The sequence below is a fragment of the Pseudomonas sp. LBUM1659 genome (assembly GCF_059716045.1).
Window position 1 is genome coordinate 5,688,032 of the sequence record NZ_CP166797.1, and the last position, 22,316, is coordinate 5,710,347.

Sequence of the window (22,316 nt, forward strand, 5' to 3'; positions counted from 1 at the left end):
CTCGGATGCGAAGCAGCTCACGCTGTTTCGCGACCGTCTCTATATATACGACACATAGCTACGGCATACTCCGTCGCCTAATTGCCCGGATCCCGCTATGCGCTCACTTGCACTCCTTGCCTTGACCCTGTTGCTCACCGCTTGCGGCGATGGCGAATCGCTGCTGCCCCCCGATGCCCGCTTGCCGGACGGTGGACGCTATCGCGGGGATCTGGTCGACGGCTTGCTGCAAGGCCAGGGCCGCATCGACTACCCGAACAAGAGCTGGTACGCCGGCGAGTTCGACAAGGGTCAATGGCATGGCCAAGGCGAATGGCATGGCAGCAACGGCGAGGTCTTTCGCGGACAATTCAATCAGGGCCTGTTCGACGGCCAAGGCACGCTGACCACGCCTGACAGCAATTACACCGGCGGTTTCAAACTCGGTCGGCGCGATGGCGAAGGCACGCTCAAAGAAAACGGCATGACCTATCGCGGCGAATTCAAGGCCGATCAATATTCAGGGCTCGGTCGTCTCGAACTCGACGACGGCAGCTCCTACCAGGGTCAGTTCACCCAAGGCAAACCCAACGGTGAAGGCCAGCGCGGCGACGCCAGCGGCAATCAGTTCACCGGACATTTTGTCAACGGACAACTGGAAGGCAACGGCACCTTCAACAGCGCCGAGGGCGACATTTACGTCGGCGGTTTCAAGAACAATCAACTGCATGGCAAGGGCCGCTACGAGAATGCCGATGGCGATGTCTGGCTGGGCCAGTTCAAGGAAGGCTCGCTGAATGGCAAGGGCGAGTTGATCGGTGCCGATGGCAGCCATTACATCGGCCGATTCAGCGACTGGCGCTTCACCGGCCAAGGGCGACTGAACCTGCCGGACGGCAGCTTTTACACCGGCCAGTTCGACAATGACAGTTACTCAGGACGCGGCACACTGGTGCTGACTGACGGCACCGTGCAAAGCGGCACGTGGCTCAATGGCCAACGTGTGCGTGACGCCGATGGCAAGCTGCTGCCCGATAGCCTGGAGCTCGGTTTGCTGGCTCAGGGCCGCTTGCTCGACGACGCACTGCTTAATGTTCCGAGCTCGACTCCGGCCGTCGAGTTGTACACCCTGACCCTCGGTGGTGACGGCAAACAAAGCGTGTTCCTGCGCGAATCCGATTACGTCAGCAACATGCTCAGCAGCCGCTTCGGTGCGTTTGGCCAGATCCGTCTGGTGAATCATCGGGACCACCTCGTCGACCGGCCGATGGCCACCCGGGAAAACCTGCGCCGCGCCGCGCTGACGCTGGCCGAGCGCAGCGGCCCGGAAGATTTGATCTTCATCTACCTGACCAGCCACGGCACCAGCGAACACGAACTGGTGCTCGATCAACCGCGCATGGAACTGCCCGATCTGCCGGCCGATGAACTCGCCGCAGTGCTTGCACCCTTGAAGAATCGCGACAAAATCATTGTGATTTCGTCCTGCTATTCCGGCGGTTTCATCCCCGCCCTCAAGGACGAACGTACCCTGATCATCACCGCCTCGCGGGCAGACCGCGTGTCCTTCGGCTGCTCCGAAGAGGCCAACTCTACCTACTTCGGCGATGCGCTGTTCACCCAGGCACTGAACCAGACCGACGACCTGGAGCAAGCCTTCAAACTGGCCAAGGCTACTGTCGCCGAACGCGAACTGGCGGACAGCTTCGAAGCTTCCGAGCCGCAGATGTGGGCGCCTAAAGGGGTGATCTCGCACTGGCAGCTGTTACGCAAGCAGCAGGCACGAAAAGCGCTACAAAGTATCTCTACTGACAGCAAGGATTCAAAGAGCAACTAAGCTGAACAGTATCAAGGGGGAAACATTATGTACTTGACGCCTCAGCATGTATTGCTTGCCGGAGCTACCGGATTGACCGGTGAACACCTGCTTGATCGCTTGCTCAATGAACCGACGATTTCAAGGGTATTAGCCCCTTCACGCCGACCACTGGCCACACATCCGCACCTGGAAAATCCGGTCGGCGACCCGACGGTGTTTCTGCCGCAACTGAACGGTCGCGTCGATATTGCCTACTGCTGCCTTGGCACCACGATCAAACAGGCAGGCTCCGAACAAGCGTTTCGTGCAGTGGACCTGGACATGGTCGTGGCGTTTGCCAAACGTGCGCGAGAAATGGGCGCACGCCACCTGATCGTGATCAGCGCCTTGGGCGCTGATCGCAGATCCTCGATTTTCTACAACCGGGTTAAAGGCGAGATGGAACACGCATTGCGCGCGCAGGACTGGCCGCAACTGACCATTTGCCGCCCGTCTCTGTTGCTGGGCGATCGCATCGTGCCTCGCATGGGCGAGAAAGTCGCCGGCCCCCTGTCACGCCTGATCCCGGGCAAATATCACGGCATCGAAGCCTGCCAACTGGCCCGGGCGATGTGGCGCTTGGCGCTGGAAGAGCAGGATGGGGTTCGGATTGTTGAATCGGATGAGTTGCGCAAGCTAGGCAAATAACTCTTCGGCGCCTATAAGTCCGTCATCGCGAGCAGGCTCGCTCCCACACTGATCCGCGTGGGCCACAAATCCAATGTGGGAGCGAGCCTGCTCGCGATAGAGCGCGAAGCGCTCTCCTACAACCCGCCCGTCGCCTGAAAACTCACGCCAATCACCGTCAGCAATGACAACGGCAACAGCAACGTGTCGAGCAGTGCACTGGCTGGCAGGTCCAAGCCAGGGTAACTCGGCGCCTCGGCGCCAAAGTGGTCCTTGGCGCAGCACCCACCGTTCATGGCATACACGTCCAGACGCGTCCCCGAATACACCAACGGTGCCCCGGGTTTGGCCGCATCAAGCGTGCGCGCCGTGGCGCAGCCCGTCAGTTGCAATACCAGCAGAAGGATCAGTAGCTTATTCATCGCTGCTCAAATGATGTTCGCCCCAGCGTGGCAGCATGTCCTGCGGAATGTTCAACAGATTGAGAATCCGCGCCACGACAAAGTCGATCAGGTCATCAATCGTCTGCGGCTGATGGTAGAAGCCCGGCGAAGCCGGCAAGATCGTCACGCCCATGTGAGACAGCTTGAGCATGTGCTCCAGATGGATGCTCGAGTACGGCGCTTCACGCGGGACCAGAATCAACTGGCGACGCTCCTTCAAGGTGACGTCGGCGGCACGTTCGATCAGGTTGTTGCAGGCACCGGTCGCAATGGCCGACAACGTCCCCGTGGAACACGGCACCACCACCATCGCCGCCGGCGCACCGGAGCCCGAAGCCACCGGCGACATCCAGTCTTCCTTGCCATACACCTTGATTTGCCCGGCTGCAGCGCCGGTGTATTCGGTGAGGAAGGCCTGCATCATCTGCGGTTTTGGTGGCAGCGTGACGTCAGTCTCGGTAGCCATCACCAGTTGCGCCGCCTTGGAAATCAGGAAGTGCACTTCGCGATCTTCACGCACCAGGCAATCGAGCAGGCGCAAACCATATTGGGCGCCAGAAGCGCCGGTCATGGCCAGCGTGATGCGATCCGGGCCGCTGATCATTGCAGCGCCTCGGCGAGTTTGCCGTGCAGGCCGCCGAAGCCGCCGTTGCTCATGATCACCACGTGGGTGCCGGGCTGGGCCTGGCTCTTCACGCGTTCGATGATGCCTTCCAGCGAATCGCTGACAATCGACGGCACAGTGCACAGCGCGGCAGTGCCGGCCAGGTCCCAACCGAGGTTGGCCGGGGCATACCAGATCACCTGATCGGCATCGACCACGCTTTCCGGCAACCCGTCGCGGTGCGCCCCGAGCTTCATGGAGTTGGAGCGCGGCTCGATGATCGCGATCAATGGCGCATCGCCGATGCGTTTGCGCAAGCCATCAAGGGTGGTGGCGATGGCGGTCGGATGGTGCGCGAAGTCGTCATAGATGGTGATGCCACGTATGTCGGCGACTTTTTCCATGCGGCGCTTCACGCTTTTGAACGCGCTCAACGCGGCAATACCCATGGAAGGCACTACGCCGACATGACGCGCGGCCGCCAATGTAGCCAAGGCATTGGCCACGTTGTGCTGGCCGGTCATGTCCCACTCGACCACGCCTTGGGTGACGCCTTCGAACATCACTTCAAACTTCGACCCGTCTTCGCTGAGCAGTTTGACCTGCCACTGACCGCCCACACCGGTGGTTTGCACCGGGGTCCAGCAGCCCATTTCGATGACACGTTGCAACGCCGGTTCGGTGGTCGGATGGATCACCAGGCCTTCGCTTGGAATGGTTCGCACCAAATGGTGGAATTGCCGCTCGATGGCCGGCAAATCGGGAAAGATGTCGGCGTGATCGAACTCAAGATTGTTCAGGATCGCCGTGCGCGGGCGGTAGTGAACAAACTTGGAGCGTTTATCGAAGAAGGCGCTGTCATATTCGTCGGCTTCGATCACGAAAAACGGTGTGCCGCCCAAGCGCGCCGACACCGAGAAATTCTGCGGCACGCCGCCGATCAGGAAGCCAGGGCTCATACCCGCGTGCTCAAGCACCCAGGCGAGCATGCTGCTGGTGGTGGTTTTGCCATGAGTACCGGCGACCGCCAGCACCCAGCGACCTTGCAACACATGATCGGCCAGCCATTGCGGGCCGGAAACATAAGGCAGGCCTTTGTTCAGAACGTATTCAACAGCCGGGTTGCCACGCGACATGGCATTGCCGATGACTACCAGGTCCGGTGCCGGATCAAGCTGGGAAGGATCGTAGCCTTGGGTCAACTGAATGCCCTGAGCCTCAAGCTGAGTGCTCATCGGCGGATAGACGTTGGCATCGGAGCCGGTCACGTGATGGCCCAGTTCTTTGGCCAACACCGCCATCGAACCCATAAAAGTGCCGCAGATACCCAGAATATGAATGTGCATAGTCGACCTCGTAAAACATGGCCGCAGGTTAGCGTAGGGAGGGGAAAATCGCACCTTGTGTTTCGGTCTCACGGACGCCAATCGCGGGCAAGCCCGCTCCCCCAGTGGTTCAGCGGTGTTCGCATAATTTGTGTCCGCTGAAAATCTAATGTGTGCGAGCCTGCTCGCGATTGGCCGCGACCGGTTTTAGCGCTCGATACCGTGTTTGCGCAGCTTTCTATACAAAGTATTGCGACTGACACCCAACTGCTCAGCCGTATGGGTCATATGCCAACGCGTGTGCTCCAGCGCATTAAGCAACGCCAGCCGCTCGGCATCGTCCAGCGGGTGTTCGGACGGTTCTTCGACCGCCACTGCAACCGCCGGCCGCGCCTGACGAATCATCGCAGGCAAATCCTCCAGCCCGATCCGCCCGCCGTCACACAATGCCGCCAAGGTGCGCAGCACATTGCGTAGTTGCCGCACGTTGCCCGGCCAGGCAAAACCCAGCATGGCTTCCCGCGCCGGTCCGTCGATCAGGATGGTTTCCCCGCCCGCCTCCTCCGCCAGCAAGAAATCGAGTAGCTGGGATTTGTCACTGCGATCACGCAACGCCGGTAGCGCCACTTCCAGCCCATTGAGCCGGTAATACAAATCCTCACGGAAGCTACCGTCCTGCACCCGATCCAGCAGATTACGGTGAGTGGCGCTGATGATTCGCACGTTGACCGCTTCCGGCTCCCCGCCAATCGGCACGACCTGTCGATCTTCCAACACCCTTAAAAGCCGGGTCTGCAAGGCCAGCGGCATGTCGCCGATTTCGTCGAGAAACAGGGTCCCGCCATCGGCCTGCTGCAACTTGCCTCGCATGCCTTCCTTGCGCGCGCCGGTGAAGCTGCCGCCGCGATAGCCAAACAATTCGCTTTCGATCAGGCTTTCAGGAATGGCCGCACAGTTAAGGGCGACGAAGGCTTTTTCCGCCCTTTGACTGGCCTGATGCACGGCTTTGGCGAACGCCTCTTTGCCGGAACCGGTTTCGCCGTGGATCAGCAGCGGTACATCGCGCTCGAATACCCGCAGCGACTTGCGAAAATCCTCCTGCAACGCGGTATCACCGATGCAGATGCCCGACAGCCGTGGACGTTCGGTAATCGCCGGGCTTTGCATAACGGGCACTGGAATGCTGCGCGGCTGCCCACGCAACACGGCAAACAGACTACGGCCGTCGCGGGTGCGCAGCGGCCAACTGGCACTGGCATTAACACTGGCGCGGCCGAGCAACTCATCCAGCGAACAGTCGAAAAACGCTTCGACCGGCTTACCCAACAAGCCACCGCGAATGTGTCCGAGCAGGTTCAGTGCGCTTTGATTGACCGCACAGATCCGCCCTTCGCCGTCGAATGCCAGCAGCCCCTCGCTGAACAGCCCGACGGACTCGGCCTGCAAGTGAAAACGCAGCAACCATTGATTGTCGAAGTAGCGCAGGAAATAACAGCTCTCAATCATCTTCGCCGACAGATTGACCAGCGCCATCGTGTGGAACTGGCTCTGGCGCGATACATCGTGGCGCGCCGAGGACACGTCGAGCACCGCCAGCAGTTCGCCATGTGGGTCGAACACCGGGCTCGCCGAGCAGGTCAGGCCGGTGTGGCGTCCGCGAAAGTGTTCGTCCTGATGAATGGTCAGCGACTGACGCTCCACCAGGCAGGTGCCGATGCCGTTGGTGCCTTCGCAGGCTTCACTCCAGTCGGCGCCGAGCCAGAGGCCGGCGCGTTCGAAAATCTTCCGTTCGGCGGGCGCGGTGACGCAATTGAGGATCACACCCCGGGCATCCGTCAGCAGCACCGCGTGGCCGGCGCCGGAGAGCTGTTGGTGGAGGCTGGACATTTCATTACCGGCGATGTGCAGCACTTGCTGCAAACGTTCGCGGCTTTCCAGCACGCGGCCATGTTCCAACACGGTGGGCGCCATCGTCAGGGCCGGGTCGAGGTGATAATCCTCAAGACAGCGCAGCCAGGAGCGGGCAATGGACGGATCGCTGCCGGGACCGTGCAGGTGCGATTTGCCCTGAGTCACGGTCAAGACTTGCTGGGCATGGCGACTCAAATGGTTGTCGTGCATTTCTTATTATTCTCCCCGGGAGTTGTGCTGGAGCCCACTGACGGGTCGGCACTGCCTTGTGGCGAGGGAGCTTGCTCCCGCTCGAGTGCGAAGCGCTCGCCAAAGACTATGATCGGTAGACATTCAAGGGCCGCTTCGCTGCCCAGCGGTAGCAAGCTCCCTCGCCAAAAAGGTCGACTGTGTAGCAACTGAGGCCGAGCATCCTCCAGCCTGACCCGCATTGCAACGCTGGCAAGACTCGTCAGTCACACGCTGTGCCACGAGCGGTACAAAGTGTCACGGGGTCTGTACCGAAAGCGTCACAGCGCGCATCCGCCGGTCCGACAAAAACTACGCAAGGCCTTGATTTCCCTGACCTGCAAGGCAGTGGCCCGACCTTTGCTCTACGCTTATGGTATGCGCACATGCGCTCTCCCTTATAAGCACAAAAGCCAAGGAGAAATCACCATGCGTTACGCTCACCCCGGTACTGAAGGCGCTATCGTTTCGTACAAGAGCAAATACGGTAACTACATCGGCGGCGAGTTCGTCGCGCCTGTCAAAGGTCAGTACTTCACCAATACCTCGCCAGTGAATGGCCAACCGATTGCCGAATTCCCACGCTCCACCGCCGAAGATATCGACAAGGCCCTGGACGCGGCCCACGCCGCCGCCGAGGCCTGGGGCGCCACCTCCGCCCAGGCGCGCTCGCTGGTGCTGCTGAAAATCGCCGACCGCATCGAGCAAAACCTGGAACTGCTGGCAATCACCGAATCCTGGGACAACGGCAAAGCCGTTCGCGAAACCCTCAACGCCGACATCCCGCTGGCGGCCGACCATTTCCGCTACTTCGCCGGTTGCATCCGCGCCCAGGAAGGCAGCGCTGCCGAGATCGACGGCAACACCGTGGCGTATCACATCCATGAACCATTGGGCGTGGTCGGGCAGATCATCCCGTGGAACTTCCCGATCCTGATGGCTGCCTGGAAACTCGCCCCGGCCCTGGCGGCTGGCAACTGCGTGGTGCTCAAGCCTGCCGAGCAAACCCCGCTGGGCATCACGGTGCTGATGGAACTGATCGGCGACCTGCTGCCGCCGGGCGTGCTCAACGTGGTGCAAGGCTATGGCAAAGAGGCCGGCGAAGCGCTGGCCACCAGCAAACGCATCGCCAAGATCGCGTTCACCGGCTCGACCCCGGTCGGCTCGCACATCATGAAATGCGCTGCCGAAAACATCATCCCGTCCACCGTGGAGCTGGGTGGCAAATCGCCAAACATTTTCTTCGAAGACATCATGCAAGCCGAACCGACCTTCATCGAAAAAGCCGCCGAAGGTTTGGTGCTGGCATTCTTCAATCAAGGCGAAGTCTGCACCTGCCCGTCCCGAGCCCTGGTGCAAGAATCGATCTACGACGACTTCATGAAAGTAGTGATGAAGAAAGTGCTGTCGATCAAACGTGGCGACCCCCTGGATACCGACACCATGGTCGGCGCCCAGGCGTCCGAGCAGCAATTCGACAAAATCCTTTCGTACCTGGAAATCGCCAAGGGCGAAGGCGCCGAGCTGTTGACCGGCGGTAAAATCGAAAAACTCGAGGGCAACCTGGCGACCGGGTATTACATCCAGCCGACCCTGCTCAAGGGCACCAACAAAATGCGCGTGTTCCAGGAAGAAATCTTTGGCCCGGTGGTGAGCATCACCACCTTCAAGGACGAAGCCGAAGCCCTGGCCATCGCCAACGACACCGAGTTCGGCCTTGGTGCCGGCCTCTGGACCCGCGACATCAACCGCGCCTACCGCATGGGCCGCGCCATCAAGGCCGGTCGTGTGTGGACCAACTGCTACCACCTGTACCCGGCGCACGCCGCGTTCGGCGGTTACAAAAAGTCCGGCGTCGGTCGTGAAACCCACAAAATGATGCTCGATCACTATCAGCAGACCAAAAACCTGCTGGTGAGCTACGACATCAACCCGTTGGGCTTCTTCTAAAAACCGAGGGCGATGCAGGTATTCCAGTGTCGCCCTTTCTATCGCCTTCGCGAGCAAGCCCGCTCCCACAGGGGATTTGTGTCGGCCCACCCATGGGAATTCATCACACATCCCTTGTGGGAGCGGGCTTGCTCGCGAAGGCGCCATCACTGACTCACCACACTTGGCCTGGCCGCTCTGGCACGGGCTTTGCGTGCCCGCTTTACACCTGAAACGTCGTACCGCAAGTCCAAAAGATCAAACAATAAAAAAGACAGCGAGGACTTATGACTGCTTCTACACAGCTCAAACCCACACTCGGCACCCTGCACCTATGGGGTATTGCCGTCGGCCTGGTGATTTCTGGCGAGTACTTCGGCTGGAGTTACGGCTGGGGCACCGCAGGCACCCTGGGTTTTCTCGTCACTGCCCTGATGGTGGCGACGATGTACACCTGCTTCATTTTCAGCTTCACCGAACTGACAACCGCGATTCCCCACGCTGGAGGGCCGTTTGCCTACAGTCGGCGGGCGTTTGGCGAGAAAGGCGGACTGATCGCCGGCATCGCCACCCTGATCGAATTCGTGTTTGCGCCACCGGCCATTGCCATGGCCATCGGCGCCTACCTCAACGTGCAATACCCGGAACTTGACCCCAAAATCGCCGCAGTGGGCGCGTATTTCGTGTTCATGGGCCTGAATATCCTCGGGGTCAGCATCGCCGCCACCTTTGAATTGGTAGTCACCGTGCTCGCCGTCGCCGAGTTGCTGGTGTTCATGGGCGTCGTCGCGCCAGGCTTCAGCTTCAGTAACTTCGTACTCAATGGCTGGTCAGGTTCCAATGAGTTCACGATCGCTTCCATTCCCGGCATTTTTGCCGCCATTCCCTTTGCGATCTGGTTTTTCCTCGCGATTGAGGGGGCGGCGATGGCCGCTGAAGAAGCCAAGGACCCGAAACGCACGATTCCCAAGGCTTACGTCAGCGGCATTCTGACCCTGGTGTTCTTGGCCATCGGCGTGATGGTGATGGCCGGCGGCGTCGGTGACTGGCGTCAACTGTCGAACATCAACGACCCGCTGCCACAGGCGATGAAAGCCGTGGTCGGCAACAACTCGACCTGGATGCACATGCTGGTCTGGATTGGTCTGTTTGGCCTGGTGGCGAGCTTTCACGGGATCATCCTCGGCTACTCGCGACAGTTCTTCGCCTTGGCGCGTGCAGGGTACCTGCCCAGCGGTCTGGCCAAACTCTCGCGCTTCCAGACCCCGCACCGCGCCATTCTGGCCGGTGGCGTGATCGGCATCGCGGCGATTTACAGCGATGGCCTGGTCAACCTGCAAGGCATGACCCTGACGGCGGCGATGATCACCATGTCGGTATTCGGTGCCATCGTGATGTACATCATCAGTATGCTGAGCCTGTTCAAACTGCGTAAAACCGAACCGAACCTGGAACGCACCTTCCGCGCACCGGGCTATCCGATTGTCCCGGGGATTGCGCTGTTTCTGGCGGTGGTGTGCCTGGTAGCAATGGCCTGGTTCAACACGCTGATCGGCTGTGTGTTCCTCGGCTTCATGGCGGCCGGTTACCTGTACTTCCAGTTGACCGCCAAGCAACGCGCCGACGCGCCGGCCGATGCGATGCTCGAAGGCATTTAAGTTGCACCGGCGCCGGGCCAATCCCCCGGCGCCTGCCACATAGAAGTGCATGCAATTCCCCTGTGGGAGCCAGCCTGCTGGCTCCCACAATGGAATGTCAGTGTTATCAAGAATTGTGCAAATCAGGAGGAATCGTCCCATGGCCGCATTTGCCCACTCCGTCGGCGCTCAGACCTATCGCTTCGAGAGCCTCAAGGACGTCATGGCCAAGGCGAGTCCGGCGCGCTCCGGGGATTTCCTGGCAGGTGTCGCTGCGCTCAATGATGGAGAGCGTGTTGCCGCGCAGATGGCCCTGGCTGACATCCCGCTGACCCACTTCCTGCAGGAAGTACTGATTCCTTATGAGGCCGATGAGGTCACCCGACTGATCATCGATACTCACGACAAACACGCCTTTGCCGTGGTCAGCCATCTCACCGTCGGCGGGTTTCGCGACTGGCTGCTCAGCGATGCCGCCGATGAACAGAGCCTGCGCGCGCTCGCACCCGGTCTGACACCGGAAATGGCGGCCGCCGTGTCGAAGATCATGCGCGTCCAGGACCTGGTGCTGGTGGCGCAAAAAATCCGCGTGGTCACCCAGTTTCGCGGCACCATGGGATTGCGCGGCCGGCTATCCACCCGCCTGCAACCCAATCATCCCACCGACCAGCCCTCGGGCATTGCGGCGAGCATTCTCGACGGCCTGCTGTATGGAAACGGCGACGCGATGATCGGCATCAACCCGGCCACTGACAGCATCGCGTCGATCTGCGCCATGCTGGAAATGCTCGATGCGATCATCCAGCGCTACGAAATCCCGACTCAGGCCTGCGTGCTGACCCACGTCACCACGTCGATCGAGGCGATCAATCGCGGGGTTCCGCTGGATCTGATGTTTCAGTCGATTGCCGGCACCGAAGCGGCCAATGCCAGTTTCGGCATCAACCTGAATGTTTTGAAGGAAGGTTATGACGCCGGTTTGAGCCTCAATCGCGGCACGTTGGGTCAGAACCTGATGTATTTCGAAACCGGTCAGGGCAGCGCGCTGTCGGCCAACGCCCACCACGGGATCGATCAGCAGACCTGCGAAACCCGCGCCTACGCCGTGGCGCGTCATTTCAAGCCGTTTCTGGTCAACACGGTTGTCGGCTTCATCGGCCCGGAATACCTCTACAACGGCAAACAGATCATTCGCGCCGGCCTCGAAGACCACTTCTGCGGCAAGTTGCTGGGCGTGCCAATGGGCTGTGACATCTGTTACACCAACCACGCCGAAGCCGACCAGGACGACATGGACACCCTGCTGACCTTGCTGGGCGTGGCCGGGATCAACTTCATCATGGGCATACCCGGTTCCGACGACATCATGCTCAACTACCAGACCACCTCGTTCCACGATGCCCTCTACGCCCGTCAGACCCTGGGCCTGAAACCCGCGCCAGAATTCGAACAGTGGCTGACAAAGATGGGCATCTTCACCCAGGCAGACGGCAAAATTCACTTCGGCGACAGCCTGCCCCCGGCCTTCCGCCAGGCGATGGCGCAATTGGGATGAGTGCTTTCATGGAAAAACCACCCGTTGATCCACAGAATCCATTGCTGGAACTGCGGCGCCTGACACCGGCGCGAATTGCCCTGGGACGCACGGGCACCAGCATGCCGACCAGCGCCCAACTGGATTTCCAGTACGCCCACGCTCAGGCGCGGGATGCGGTGCATCTGCCGTTCGACTCGGCAGGGCTCAGCTCGCAACTGGCCGAGATCGGGCGCGACAGTGTGTTGCTGCACAGCGCCGCCACGAACCGGGACAGCTATTTGCAGCGCCCCGATCTGGGGCGCAAGTTGAGCGATGAATCCGCGCAGACCCTGCGTAAATATGCGCAGGCCAATCCCGGCGGTGTCGATCTGGTGATCGTAGTGGCCGATGGACTGTCGGCGCTGGCCGTGCATCGCCATACCCTGCCGTTTCTCGCACGTCTGGAAGAACAGGTGCAGGCCGAAGGCTGGTCCGTAGCACCGGTGATGCTGGTGGAACAGGGCCGGGTCGCGGTGGCGGACGAGATCGGTGAACTGATCGGGGCGAAAATGACGGTCATTCTGATCGGTGAACGCCCCGGGCTCAGCTCCCCTGACAGTCTGGGTTTATATTTCACCTACAATCCAAAGGTCGGCCTGACGGATGCTTATCGCAATTGCATCTCCAATGTTCGACTCGAAGGCCTGAGTTATGGAATGGCGGCCCATCGCTTGTTGTATTTGATGCGCGAGGCCTGTCGTAGACAGCTGTCGGGGGTCCATCTCAAGGACGAGGCGCAGCTTCAGACACTGGAGTCTGACGCCGGAACGGACATGAAACGAAACTTCCTGCTGGGTCAGACAGATGCCTGAACCGTTTCCGCATTGCGTTTGCGAACCGGTTTCAGGCAGGATCGACGAACGGCCGCCACGGGTTTCCCATCGCCGTCAATGCAGTAAGACAGCCACTTGCAGACGAGACCTACCATGCGGATTATTCAAGCGACCCTCGAACACCTGGACCAATTGGCGCCAATGTTCGTGAAATATCGTGAATTTTATGGATCCCTGCCCTACCCGGACTCGTCGCGTGCGTTCCTCGAAAAACGCCTGCGCCGCAAGGAATCGGTAATTTATCTGGCGCTGTCCGATGACGACAGCAACAAACTGATGGGTTTCTGTCAGTTGTACCCGAGCTTTTCGTCCCTTTCGCTGAAACGTGTATGGATCCTCAACGACATTTATGTCGCCGAAGACGCCCGCCGCCAATTGGTGGCCGACAACCTGATCCGTACCGCGAAGAAAATGGCCAAGGAAACCAATGCCGTGCGCATGCGCGTTTCTACCAGCAGCAACAATGAAGTCGCGCGTAAAACCTACGAATCCATCGGGTTCAAGGAAGACACCGAGTTCAAGAACTACGTGCTGCCGATCAGCGACGGGCTCTGACTCACAGAGACCCCTGTGGGAGTGAGCCTGCACGCGATAGCCGCACCTCGGATTGACTGATTCACCGAGTGAGGCTATCGCGAGCAGGCTCACTCCTACAGAACCTCCGTTTCAACCATCGGTCTACTGCGATATCCCCCGCTGCAAACTGAACGCTCTTTTCACTTTTCAGTCCGTATAATCCCGAGCTTTCCGACTTGTAAGAAAAACTACACCCCTAAGTAGTCTTACGCGAAGTCATCCGCACAGGCCTGCTGAGTCGGGCCGTTACCACAGGTGCCCCTATGGATTTCAACCCGATCGACATTGTTCTGCATCTCGACGTTTACCTCGACATGTTGGTAACCAACTACGGGACCTGGATCTACGCCATTCTGTTCCTGGTGATTTTCTGTGAAACGGGCCTGGTAGTGACGCCGTTCTTGCCGGGTGACTCCCTGCTATTCATCGCCGGTGCCGTTGCGGCCGGTGGCGGCATGGACCCCGTATTACTGGGCGGCCTGTTGATGCTCGCGGCGATTCTCGGCGACAGCACCAACTACCTCATTGGTCGAACAGCAGGCGAAAAATTGTTCAGTAACCCGGACTCGAAAATCTTCCGTCGCGACTACCTGCAACAAACCCACGACTTTTATGACAAGCACGGTGGTAAAACCGTGACGCTGGCGCGTTTCCTGCCGATCATCCGCACCTTTGCACCGTTCGTCGCCGGTGTCGGCAATATGCCTTACCCGCGTTTCTTTTTCTTCAGTGTGGTCGGCACGATCCTGTGGGTCGGTGGCCTGGTAACTCTCGGTTACTTCTTCGGCAACGTACCGTTCATCAAGCAAAACCTGTCGCTGCTGGTGGTGGGTATCATCCTGCTGTCGCTGGTTCCGATGATCATTGGCATGGTCCGCAGCCGCCTCGGCAACGCCGCGTCCAAAGCCCAGTCGCGCTGATCCGCGATGTGGTCGCTTAGCGCCTGGCGCCGCCAGCGCATCCTGGCCAGGCACCCGATTGCCGACGACATGTGGCAGCGGGTGCGCCATCACCTGAGCTTTCTCGACGGCATCAGCGCCACTGAAGACCAGTGGCTGCGCGAAGCCTGCGTGCTGTTCCTCGAAGACAAACACCTGACGGCCCTGCCCGGCGTCGAACTGCATCAGGAGCAGCGCCTGCTGCTGGCAGCGCAGGCGCAATTGCCACTGCTGAATCTGGGCGACTTGAACTGGTATCAGGGTTTCCACGAAATAATTCTCTACCCCGACGACTTCCTCAGCCCCCAGCGCCATCGCGACGCCAGCGGCGTCGAACATGAGTGGGACGGCGAACACAGTGGCGAGGCGTGGCAGCAAGGTCCGATCATCCTCGCCTGGCCGGGCGTGATGGCCAGTGGTGGCTGGGAAGGCTACAACCTGGTCATCCATGAGCTCGCCCACAAACTCGACATGCTCAACGGTGTTGCCAACGGCTTGCCGCCGCTGCACCCCGACATGCGGGTCAGCGACTGGGCCAAGGTGATGCAAGAGGCCTACGACGACCTCGACCAGCAACTGGAGCGCAACCCGGACGCTGAAACCGCGATCGATCCCTACGCCGCGGAAAATCCCGCCGAGTTTTTCGCCGTCACCAGCGAATATTTCTTCAGCGCCCCGGATTTACTGTTCGAGGCTTATCCGCGGGTCTATGAGCAGCTCAAGCTTTTCTACCGGCAGGATCCACTGAGCCGGTTACGGCAACTTCTGGCTGAAGACCCGGTCTATCAGCCACGCGACTAAGGTCTCTACGACCCTTGGTACGTAGCATCAACGGCGGAATATGCCTATAATCGCCGCCACTTTTTGGTCAATCCGGCCAAGTATCTTTGGTCAACTAACGGGGGCACCGCCCAATGAGCTACAGCAAGATTCCGGCTGGCAAAGACCTGCCGAACGACATCTACGTCGCGATCGAGATTCCGGCCAACCACGCGCCGATCAAATACGAAATCGACAAAGACAGCGATTGCCTGTTCGTTGACCGTTTCATGGCCACCCCGATGTTCTACCCGGCCAACTACGGTTACATCCCGAACACCCTGGCTGACGACGGTGATCCCCTCGACGTGTTGGTAGTGACCCCTTACCCGGTGGCTCCAGGCGCGGTAATCCGCGCCCGTCCGGTCGGCATCCTGAACATGACCGACGACGGCGGCGGCGATGCCAAAGTCATCGCTGTGCCACACGACAAGCTGTCCCAGCTGTACGTCGACGTGAAGGAATACACCGACCTGCCACCGCTGCTGATCCAGCAGATCGAGCACTTCTTCGCGAACTACAAAGATCTCGAAAAAGGCAAATGGGTGAAGATCGAAGGCTGGGCCGGCGCAGATGCCGCCCGCGACGCGATCACCAAGTCGGTTGCTGCCTATAAAGGCTAAGACGCCATCGGCCTCGCGCCATTGACGCCTTGAAAAAACCCCGGTTGAACCGGGGTTTTTTATGGGCGCTCATAAAGCGCTTTAAACAGCGCGTTTATCTTTCAATCGCTGCGGTTTTTTTCTGTTTAATTTGTTCCAAATACGTCTTACATCCAGTCGTAAATTTCCCTCGAAATTTGAACGGTTCGTTTATTCAAAGCCCCGCCCTGCGCCCGTAGACTCGTGTTTATGAAAAAGAACACTAGCGGCCCACGGTTCAAAGCACTCCTCGAAAAAGCGAACATCACGACGACAGGATTTGCCGCTTTTTTCGACACGGAAGCACAAAACATCCACAACTGGTACACCCGCGGCGTGCCCGCCTACCGCATGGAAGAGGTCTCCAGATTACTATCGGTCAACAGCCACTGGCTCAAAACCGGCGAAGGCCCGGAAGACGCCAAGCACCTGCGCCTGCTCGACGAGTCCGGCAACACCTTCGACGCCCAGGCGATTCGGGGCATCTACACGGTAATCGAGCCGACGGATGTCGAACTGCCCCTCTACAAAGAAATGCCCATCGCCCCGGGCTCCCATAAAACCCGCATCGTGGAAGACACCGGCCAATTCATCCGCCTACCCAAAAACCACCTCGACTCCCTGGAAATCAATCATGCCGACGTGATCTGCGTTTACATGCTCGGTAATAGCATGGGCGCGAGGATTGAGGACGGCTCAACACTGGCCATCGACCGCGGACTGACCAAGGTGATTGATGGGGAGATCTACGCCATCGATCATGACGGGATGCTGCGAATCAAATACCTGCACCGGATGCCGGGCAATGCATTGAGATTGCGCAGTTACAACAAAACCGAGCACCCGGATGAGATCTTCAGCGCGGAACAGATTGATAAACAGAACATCAGGGTGCTGGGGTGGGTGTTTTGGTGGTCGACGCTTAACAAGCGCAGGCCGTCGGTGCCGTTCTTGTGAGAACGCAGCCCTGTAGCAGCCGGACGCAGGCTTCGCCAGCTGCTACAGGTCAGCGCAATCGCCCTACCCCGCACACCACGCTGGGAATTCCCCAAAAAAATCAGTATGCTGCGCCCCACATTTGCGCATCGACCCGCCCCGCGGCTCAGATCGCACCGACACGGCAGATGATTTTCTCGCCAAGTCCCACAGCCGGACGCAAGATCCGGGTGTACGTTTTGAAGGCTGGCGCGGTTTACCAAAAATGAACCAAGCCAGTCCCCGAGAAGCCGGCCACAAGCCGGCTTTTTAATGCCTGAAATTCATGTAATTACTGACCTCGCACGAAGCACCTGATCCACCCCACACCTCACTTAATCTCCGTATCCGTTTCACCGAACCACTTGCACAATATCCCCGCAAAAAATATCGACGCTGCCATCCTCGGGGGTCGTACGCACAAGGATGGAGTATTTTCCGGACAACAGGTCTGGAAGCGGAATTGGCGCACTTCGGTAAAAAGTCCAACCCGCTTCAGCAGCGCGTTGAGTAGTAATCCTGTCGTTCATGTCGTAGGCGACCGGGCCAGGCTGTTGGCAAATGCCTTTATTGACGAAGGTGAAGATGCGCAATGGCAGGGTGGTGCCATCTGGAACGCCGGAGAGATAGAAGTCGAAATTGGTTTCACCATCCACTGGGTTCAACGTCGCATTGGCGATCTGGCCGGCATTCTTTTGAGTGGCTTTCAAAGGAACGGTGATCGTAGGGTTGGAAGAACTGGTGCAGCCTAAGAGACTTGCGGTGACTAATAGTGCTGTCAGTGGAGTGCTGTAATTCATTGGCAACCTCTATCGGTGGAAGAAGTGCGTGGGGAAATGTCGGTAAAGCTCTTTAGCATCGTGCTGCACTACCCCGCCACGCTATGGAGTAGCACCCCATACGATTGCAGAAACTCCACCGTGCCGTGAAATATTAAGCCAACCCCCATCGCAGAGACGAAGAAACCGACAATTCGTGTGGCGGCATCGATACCTTGCGGGCCGATTTTCTTGAGGATGACTTGAGCGTAGGCCAGTGACAAATAGGTGGTGAACATGGTGGCGCAGATGGCCAGCGCCACCACGGCGAAAGATAACAGGCCCCGATCGGCATCCTTGATGGTGCTGGTCAGTCCGATCACGGTGGCAATTGCACCGGGGCCAAACATGATTGGCATGGCCATGGGGATGAAGGACACATCTTGATTAGTGTCGTGGCTAGTGGGAATCAGGGTGCTGTTGGGCGAGGGCGCGAAAAGTTCAAAACCGATACGCATCAGAATTATCCCGCCAACCACTCGAATCATACTCAGTGGCACCTCGAACAGACGCAGTAGCAGGTTGCCGAAAATCAGGAAAAAGAACATCAGCAGTAATGCATAGATGCAAGCTTTACGTGCCACCCGGCGGAGCTCGGCTTTGTCCTTGCCTTGCAACAAACCAAGGAACACGGGAATCGCCTCCAAGGGATTGATGATGGCCAGTAACGTGGTGAACATACCGATAAACAACGTGAAATATGAATTCATGGCGCTCCCTCGATAACAGACCGTTTTACATCACCATAGCGGATGGGAAGAGACGAGCTCGTCCGGGACTTGCTCTACCGCCGGGACTGGCAGCGTTGAACTCCATCGCCACTGAACCTATCGCTGAGGTGCGTGGCGTCCAGACACCCGGTAAAACTAGCTTACAAACGGGCAACAGGGGGCGAAACCGGCCTGAATAGCAACTATTACCAAACCATCTACACTGCACTCCCAACTGACTGCTGTAGTCATTGGAAAAGTGAGCAGCCATGTAACCGCCAACGTTTTACCAATCCAACCAAAGGTAAACATCATGAAATTCATGATTTTGGTGCAGCGTACCTGGAGCTCCGTCATCTCTGCGAACCGTCCTGACGGTCATGTCAGGCGACGTTTTGGTTCGCCCCTTGCCGTACTTGGGCTGAGTTTGATTGCTTCGACGGCGGTGTTCGCTGCCGACCCGCTGCCTTCGTGGAATGAAGGGCCGGCCAAGCAAGCCATCGTAGAATTCGTCAAGGCGACCACCCAGGAAGGCGGTGCTCAGTTCGTATCGCCGACTGAGCGCATCGCGACCTTCGACCAAGACGGCACACTGTGGGTCGAGCAACCTGCCTATAGCCAATTATTCTATTGCCTGAGTCGCGTGCCTGCCGCAGTCCAGGCAAGGCCAGAGTTGGCTCACGTGGAACCCTTCAAGACAGTGCTGTCGGGGGACCGTGCCGCCATGGCGAAACTGACCCTTGATGATTACCTTAAAATTGCCATGGTGACCCTGAGCGGCATGCCCACGGATGAGTTCAAGCAGCAAGTCCATGAATGGCTGGCCAAAGCCCGTGACCCTCGCTGGAAGCGCCCTTTTACCGAGCTGACGTACCAGCCGATGAAGGAAGTGATGCAATACCTGCGTGCCAATGGCTACAAAACCTACATCGTCACCGGAGGTGGTCAGGACTTCGTTCGCGCTTATGCCGAAGAAGTCTATGGTGTGCCTCCAGAACAGGTAGTCGGCAGTGCCGGGGCTACCGAATATGGCTACGACAAAAGCGGTAAACCCGAGCTGATCAAGCTGCCCAAGATGCTGCTCAACGACAACGATGCGGGCAAGGCAGAGAACATTTACCTGATGGTCGGCCGTCAGCCTTACGCAGCCTTCGGCAATTCCACCGGTGACAAGCAAATGCTGGAGTACACCAAAGCCGGCAAGGGTGCGCGGCTGGCGATGTTGGTGCTCCATGACGACGCCGACCGAGAGTACGCTTATGGCCCTGCGCAAGGACTACCGGATTCCAAGGTAGGCACCTTTACCGAATCGTTGTTTAACCAGGCGACAAATGAGGGCTGGACTGTGATCAGCATGAAAAAGGACTGGAAGAAGATTTTTGCATTCGAGTGAAACGCAGATGTAGTTGAATTTTTGATTGTCCAGCAGCCCGCTGGACAATCATTTCATCATGGATAACTAAACGATTTCACCAACGTCAACTCCCCCACCGCCCGCATCGGCACCAGAAACGTCTCCATCTTCTCGCTCGGCGTTCCTTCCTCGGTAATCACCGTCACCTGCGCCGTCGTCAGCGCTTGAACCGCGTCCTCCTGCCCTTCTTCATCACTGCGATACCCACCGCCAAAGTAGTTCACGTAAACCAGATACTGCCCCTTGATCGGCGCAGGCATGGCGAAAATTTCCGGGCCATACCCGGTCGTCACATCAACATCCAGCGCCGCACCATTGGGCGCAACACGATCCCCGTACCAGATGTGCCTCCCCTCCGGCGTAATCAGGTGCAAATCCAGATCCGTGTTATCGCTGTCCCAAGAAAGCAACACCCGTAACTTGGCCGGTGTGGCACCGCCACTGGCATTGAGAAATTGCGTGCGATGCCGCTGCTGGCCATCAGGGCTGCGCACTTCAACGCTGTTGCTGCCATTGGGAAACGAAAACGGGCGATCAAAGCGGCCCGCCGAGTCGATTTTCAGCGGCATGCTCACGCCGTTGACGATCAAACGACCAGGCTCCGCAGTTTTGGGCGTGGATTTGATCTGGCCACTGATACGCGCGGTGTTGGCCTGACCCACTGGGGTGTTCACCGAGGAAGCCGGGTAGTTGACGGTCTGGCGAAAGCTTTCACCCTCGCCCTCATCCGCGCCGGTGCGCCAGCCACCGACGGGTGTATCGAGTTTGACGGCGCTATCCGCCGCAAAAATCGTCGGCATCACGCAAAAAGAACAAAGGAACAGGATGACCTGTGGATAACGGAGTTTCATGGCCTATTCCAGCAAGAGGTGGCGGGCGAGCCCTTCGATGTAGGTTTCATCCTGGCCGTTGGGGTGTGCTTCGAAGGCCAAGTGCAGGTATTCGTGGGTCAGGTCGAGGCGGTCTTGCAGCGAGAGCACGCCGCGCACGTAGATGCGCTGGCGCTCGCGGTCGACGTAGGGGCGACCGAAGGCCAGGCGGCAGACGGCGAAGGTGCTGACTTCGTTGTAGCCGACCTCGCTTTCCAACCGCACACGCCAGCCGCGGCGCTGGGTTTGCAGCCAGTCTTGCGCGGCGGGCAGTGCTTCGCAGGAGGCGACGGGGTTGTCCCAGCGGCTGAGGCTCGCGCGTGGGTAAGCGTGCAGCAGGATGGCGTCGAAGCGTTGGCCGGCGTTGGCTTGTTCGACGGCTTGCTGCCAGGAGAGTTTGTTCGGGCCGGGTTGGTCGGAGTGGTAGGTGACGGTGCTGCCGGCCAGCACGAGGTCGCTGGTCCAGGCGGCGATGTGGCGCGATTCGGTGGTGGCCGGGCGTGGGGCGACGCGTTGGCGGCTGCTGCTGTCGTCGATGCTCAGGCAGTCACCGTGGCGCGTGGCGTTTTGCAGGAGGTAGGTGCGGATGGCGACGGCCAGGGCTTTCGCGGCTTCGGCGGGCTCGGGTCTGGCTTCGCGCTGAAGGACGCGGGCGACGTATTCTTCGCGATCCAGGCGGGCGACGAGCTGATCCTTGAGCAAGAAGAGTTCGCCGTCGCTGTGGATATCGAGCTGGTTGCCGTTTGCAAACTCGACGCGGTAGTCGCCCTGCAATGGCCCGGTAGAGACAACGCGATCCCCCGCCAGAACCCGCTCGATCGGATAGCGAGAAAACAGTCCGACTTCGACGCAGCGCCCCGCATCCGCCGGCCATTCAGTCGGCAACACTGAGGCTAATGCCTCGCCGTAATGGCGCAGCACCCTTTGACTGGTCCCGCGCCCACCGGCCCAGATCGGCGTGCCATCCGCCGTCCAACCGGCAAACCCGCCCTGACGTGACGACGTGTCCTGATCCCCCAGCCAGCTCCAGGTTTTCACCCGCAACCGGCCACCGAGTTCGCCCACGACATTGCCGTCGGCGGCTTTCAGCACTACGTCCAGCAACACCCGCCGCGCCTGATCCTGAGCCGGCATCACGGCCAGCACCTTGAGTAATTCAGCGACGGAAATTCGTGTAGAGGGCTTTAATGAGGGCAAATCCAGCAACCACTCCGGTGCCTGTCGCGCTTGCCAATACGTGCGCCAGTCAGCGTCGGTGATGCCCAAACGTGCCGGTTCAAAGTACAAGCCGCACGATTTCACCAACGCCTGATCGCGCTCGATCTTGCCGCCGGCCGTGCAGCAATAAACTTCTTCTTTTGACTGCCCGCGACATTCATAAGGCGATTCTTGAGCGCCGGTATCCACCAGCCAACCGTACACAAACAACTTCCACAAACTACCTAAAGGCGCCTGAAAATCAGCAGGCAAAGGTTCGCGTGAAATCACCTGAGTCCGGTTCAACGACAGTAGTTCGCCCTTGAAACCCAGCCGCAGCGGTTCGTCCTGCGCTGTCGCCAGCGCAGGGATCAAACACAGCAGCAACCAGACCAGAGGCCGGGTCATA

20 protein-coding genes are annotated in these 22,316 nt (G+C 59.0%); 12 read left to right on the forward strand and 8 right to left on the reverse strand.

The annotated features are described in order from the left end of the window. The first annotated feature begins 97 nt into the window (after positions 1-97). Both ACA048_RS25965 and ACA048_RS25970 read left to right on the forward strand, forming a co-directional pair. Positions 98-1,816 (forward strand): C13 family peptidase, encoded by a 1,719-nt coding sequence (locus tag ACA048_RS25965; protein WP_497626863.1) that lies wholly within the window; start codon positions 98-100, stop codon positions 1,814-1,816. A 27-nt stretch (positions 1,817-1,843) separates the two neighbouring features. Next, entirely contained in the window at positions 1,844-2,485 is a 642-nt protein-coding gene (locus ACA048_RS25970) for an oxidoreductase (RefSeq protein ID WP_497626864.1), read from the forward strand. A gap of 116 nt (positions 2,486-2,601) precedes the next feature. Here the strand turns inward: ACA048_RS25970 and ACA048_RS25975 are convergent, their stop codons facing one another. The 4 genes from ACA048_RS25975 to ACA048_RS25990 all read right to left on the reverse strand — a co-directional run bounded on the left by ACA048_RS25975 (position 2,602) and on the right by ACA048_RS25990 (position 6,957). Next, positions 2,602-2,886, reverse strand: coding sequence for a YceK/YidQ family lipoprotein (locus tag ACA048_RS25975; RefSeq protein WP_497626865.1), 285 nt, complete (start codon positions 2,884-2,886; stop codon positions 2,602-2,604). Continuing rightward, positions 2,879-3,508: a flavin prenyltransferase UbiX gene (gene ubiX / locus ACA048_RS25980; protein ID WP_497629932.1), complete on the reverse strand. Its 630-nt coding sequence runs from the start codon at positions 3,506-3,508 to the stop codon at positions 2,879-2,881. The genes ACA048_RS25975 and ubiX overlap by 8 nt, the downstream gene beginning before the upstream one ends. Then, complete coding sequence (mpl, locus tag ACA048_RS25985; protein ID WP_497626866.1) at positions 3,508-4,857, reverse strand: UDP-N-acetylmuramate:L-alanyl-gamma-D-glutamyl-meso-diaminopimelate ligase; 1,350 nt, start codon at positions 4,855-4,857, stop codon at positions 3,508-3,510. The genes ubiX and mpl overlap by 1 nt, the downstream gene beginning before the upstream one ends. Before the next feature lie 186 nt (positions 4,858-5,043). Continuing rightward, complete coding sequence (locus ACA048_RS25990; protein WP_497626867.1) at positions 5,044-6,957, reverse strand: sigma-54-dependent Fis family transcriptional regulator; 1,914 nt, start codon at positions 6,955-6,957, stop codon at positions 5,044-5,046. A gap of 447 nt (positions 6,958-7,404) precedes the next feature. Here ACA048_RS25990 and exaC point away from each other — a divergent pair, with 447 nt between their 5' ends. From exaC to ACA048_RS26035, 9 genes are all read left to right on the forward strand, one after another. Further along, the gene (gene exaC / locus ACA048_RS25995) at positions 7,405-8,925 is read left to right on the forward strand and encodes an acetaldehyde dehydrogenase ExaC (RefSeq protein WP_497626868.1); all 1,521 of its coding nucleotides are present in this window, start codon (positions 7,405-7,407) and stop codon (positions 8,923-8,925) included. A gap of 266 nt (positions 8,926-9,191) precedes the next feature. Next, entirely contained in the window at positions 9,192-10,562 is a 1,371-nt protein-coding gene (gene eat, locus ACA048_RS26000; protein ID WP_497626869.1) for an ethanolamine permease, read from the forward strand. A 139-nt stretch (positions 10,563-10,701) separates the two neighbouring features. Next, a complete protein-coding gene (locus ACA048_RS26005; RefSeq protein WP_497626870.1) occupies positions 10,702-12,096 on the forward strand; it encodes an ethanolamine ammonia-lyase subunit EutB in 1,395 nt (464 codons plus the stop codon). Positions 12,097-12,104: 8 nt separating this feature from the next. Continuing rightward, positions 12,105-12,929: an ethanolamine ammonia-lyase subunit EutC gene (eutC, locus tag ACA048_RS26010; protein ID WP_497626871.1), complete on the forward strand. Its 825-nt coding sequence runs from the start codon at positions 12,105-12,107 to the stop codon at positions 12,927-12,929. Positions 12,930-13,043: 114 nt separating this feature from the next. Further along, complete coding sequence (locus ACA048_RS26015) at positions 13,044-13,505, forward strand: GNAT family N-acetyltransferase (protein ID WP_497626872.1); 462 nt, start codon at positions 13,044-13,046, stop codon at positions 13,503-13,505. A 284-nt stretch (positions 13,506-13,789) separates the two neighbouring features. Continuing rightward, positions 13,790-14,446 carry a DedA family protein gene (locus ACA048_RS26020; protein WP_497626873.1) on the forward strand — a complete coding sequence of 219 codons (657 nt, stop codon included), beginning with the start codon at positions 13,790-13,792 and terminating at the stop codon, positions 14,444-14,446. Between the two features lie 6 nt (positions 14,447-14,452). Next, positions 14,453-15,265: a M90 family metallopeptidase gene (locus ACA048_RS26025; protein WP_497626874.1), complete on the forward strand. Its 813-nt coding sequence runs from the start codon at positions 14,453-14,455 to the stop codon at positions 15,263-15,265. Between the two features lie 113 nt (positions 15,266-15,378). Further along, positions 15,379-15,906, forward strand: a complete 528-nt coding sequence (gene ppa / locus ACA048_RS26030; protein WP_497626875.1) for an inorganic diphosphatase — start codon at positions 15,379-15,381, stop codon at positions 15,904-15,906. A gap of 228 nt (positions 15,907-16,134) precedes the next feature. Beyond that, positions 16,135-16,881 (forward strand): S24 family peptidase, encoded by a 747-nt coding sequence (locus ACA048_RS26035; RefSeq protein WP_497626876.1) that lies wholly within the window; start codon positions 16,135-16,137, stop codon positions 16,879-16,881. Between the two features lie 371 nt (positions 16,882-17,252). On the opposite strand, the gene ACA048_RS26040 is transcribed toward ACA048_RS26035, so the two are convergent. Together ACA048_RS26040 and ACA048_RS26045 are read right to left on the reverse strand one after the other, a co-directional pair. Next, a complete protein-coding gene (locus ACA048_RS26040; protein WP_497626877.1) occupies positions 17,253-17,699 on the reverse strand; it encodes a hypothetical protein in 447 nt (148 codons plus the stop codon). Positions 17,700-17,767: 68 nt separating this feature from the next. Next, entirely contained in the window at positions 17,768-18,427 is a 660-nt protein-coding gene (locus ACA048_RS26045; RefSeq protein WP_497626878.1) for a MarC family protein, read from the reverse strand. Positions 18,428-18,740: 313 nt separating this feature from the next. Between ACA048_RS26045 and ACA048_RS26050 the strand changes: the two genes are divergently transcribed. Then, entirely contained in the window at positions 18,741-19,820 is a 1,080-nt protein-coding gene (locus ACA048_RS26050) for an HAD family hydrolase (protein ID WP_497626879.1), read from the forward strand. Between the two features lie 56 nt (positions 19,821-19,876). Here ACA048_RS26050 and ACA048_RS26055 read toward each other — a convergent pair whose 3' ends face one another. Further along, complete coding sequence (locus tag ACA048_RS26055; RefSeq protein WP_497626880.1) at positions 19,877-20,692, reverse strand: YfaP family protein; 816 nt, start codon at positions 20,690-20,692, stop codon at positions 19,877-19,879. 3 nt (positions 20,693-20,695) lie between these two features. Beyond that, on the reverse strand, positions 20,696-22,315 hold the full coding sequence (locus ACA048_RS26060) for a DUF2300 domain-containing protein (RefSeq protein ID WP_497626881.1): 1,620 nt from the start codon (positions 22,313-22,315) through the stop codon (positions 20,696-20,698). Position 22,316 lies beyond the last annotated feature (1 nt).

Coding starts and splice junctions, on each gene's coding strand:
- ACA048_RS25965 (WP_497626863.1), top strand. CDS start 98: ATGCGCTCACTTGCACTCCTTGCCTTGACCCTGTTGCTCACCGCTTGC.
- ACA048_RS25970 (WP_497626864.1), top strand. CDS start 1,844: ATGTACTTGACGCCTCAGCATGTATTGCTTGCCGGAGCTACCGGATTG.
- ACA048_RS25975 (WP_497626865.1), bottom strand. CDS start 2,886: ATGAATAAGCTACTGATCCTTCTGCTGGTATTGCAACTGACGGGCTGC.
- mpl (WP_497626866.1), bottom strand. CDS start 4,857: ATGCACATTCATATTCTGGGTATCTGCGGCACTTTTATGGGTTCGATG.
- ACA048_RS25990 (WP_497626867.1), bottom strand. CDS start 6,957: ATGCACGACAACCATTTGAGTCGCCATGCCCAGCAAGTCTTGACCGTG.
- exaC (WP_497626868.1), top strand. CDS start 7,405: ATGCGTTACGCTCACCCCGGTACTGAAGGCGCTATCGTTTCGTACAAG.
- eat (WP_497626869.1), top strand. CDS start 9,192: ATGACTGCTTCTACACAGCTCAAACCCACACTCGGCACCCTGCACCTA.
- ACA048_RS26005 (WP_497626870.1), top strand. CDS start 10,702: ATGGCCGCATTTGCCCACTCCGTCGGCGCTCAGACCTATCGCTTCGAG.
- eutC (WP_497626871.1), top strand. CDS start 12,105: ATGGAAAAACCACCCGTTGATCCACAGAATCCATTGCTGGAACTGCGG.
- ACA048_RS26015 (WP_497626872.1), top strand. CDS start 13,044: ATGCGGATTATTCAAGCGACCCTCGAACACCTGGACCAATTGGCGCCA.
- ACA048_RS26020 (WP_497626873.1), top strand. CDS start 13,790: ATGGATTTCAACCCGATCGACATTGTTCTGCATCTCGACGTTTACCTC.
- ACA048_RS26025 (WP_497626874.1), top strand. CDS start 14,453: ATGTGGTCGCTTAGCGCCTGGCGCCGCCAGCGCATCCTGGCCAGGCAC.
- ppa (WP_497626875.1), top strand. CDS start 15,379: ATGAGCTACAGCAAGATTCCGGCTGGCAAAGACCTGCCGAACGACATC.
- ACA048_RS26035 (WP_497626876.1), top strand. CDS start 16,135: ATGAAAAAGAACACTAGCGGCCCACGGTTCAAAGCACTCCTCGAAAAA.
- ACA048_RS26040 (WP_497626877.1), bottom strand. CDS start 17,699: ATGAATTACAGCACTCCACTGACAGCACTATTAGTCACCGCAAGTCTC.
- ACA048_RS26045 (WP_497626878.1), bottom strand. CDS start 18,427: ATGAATTCATATTTCACGTTGTTTATCGGTATGTTCACCACGTTACTG.
- ACA048_RS26050 (WP_497626879.1), top strand. CDS start 18,741: ATGAAATTCATGATTTTGGTGCAGCGTACCTGGAGCTCCGTCATCTCT.
- ACA048_RS26055 (WP_497626880.1), bottom strand. CDS start 20,692: ATGAAACTCCGTTATCCACAGGTCATCCTGTTCCTTTGTTCTTTTTGC.
- ACA048_RS26060 (WP_497626881.1), bottom strand. CDS start 22,315: ATGACCCGGCCTCTGGTCTGGTTGCTGCTGTGTTTGATCCCTGCGCTG.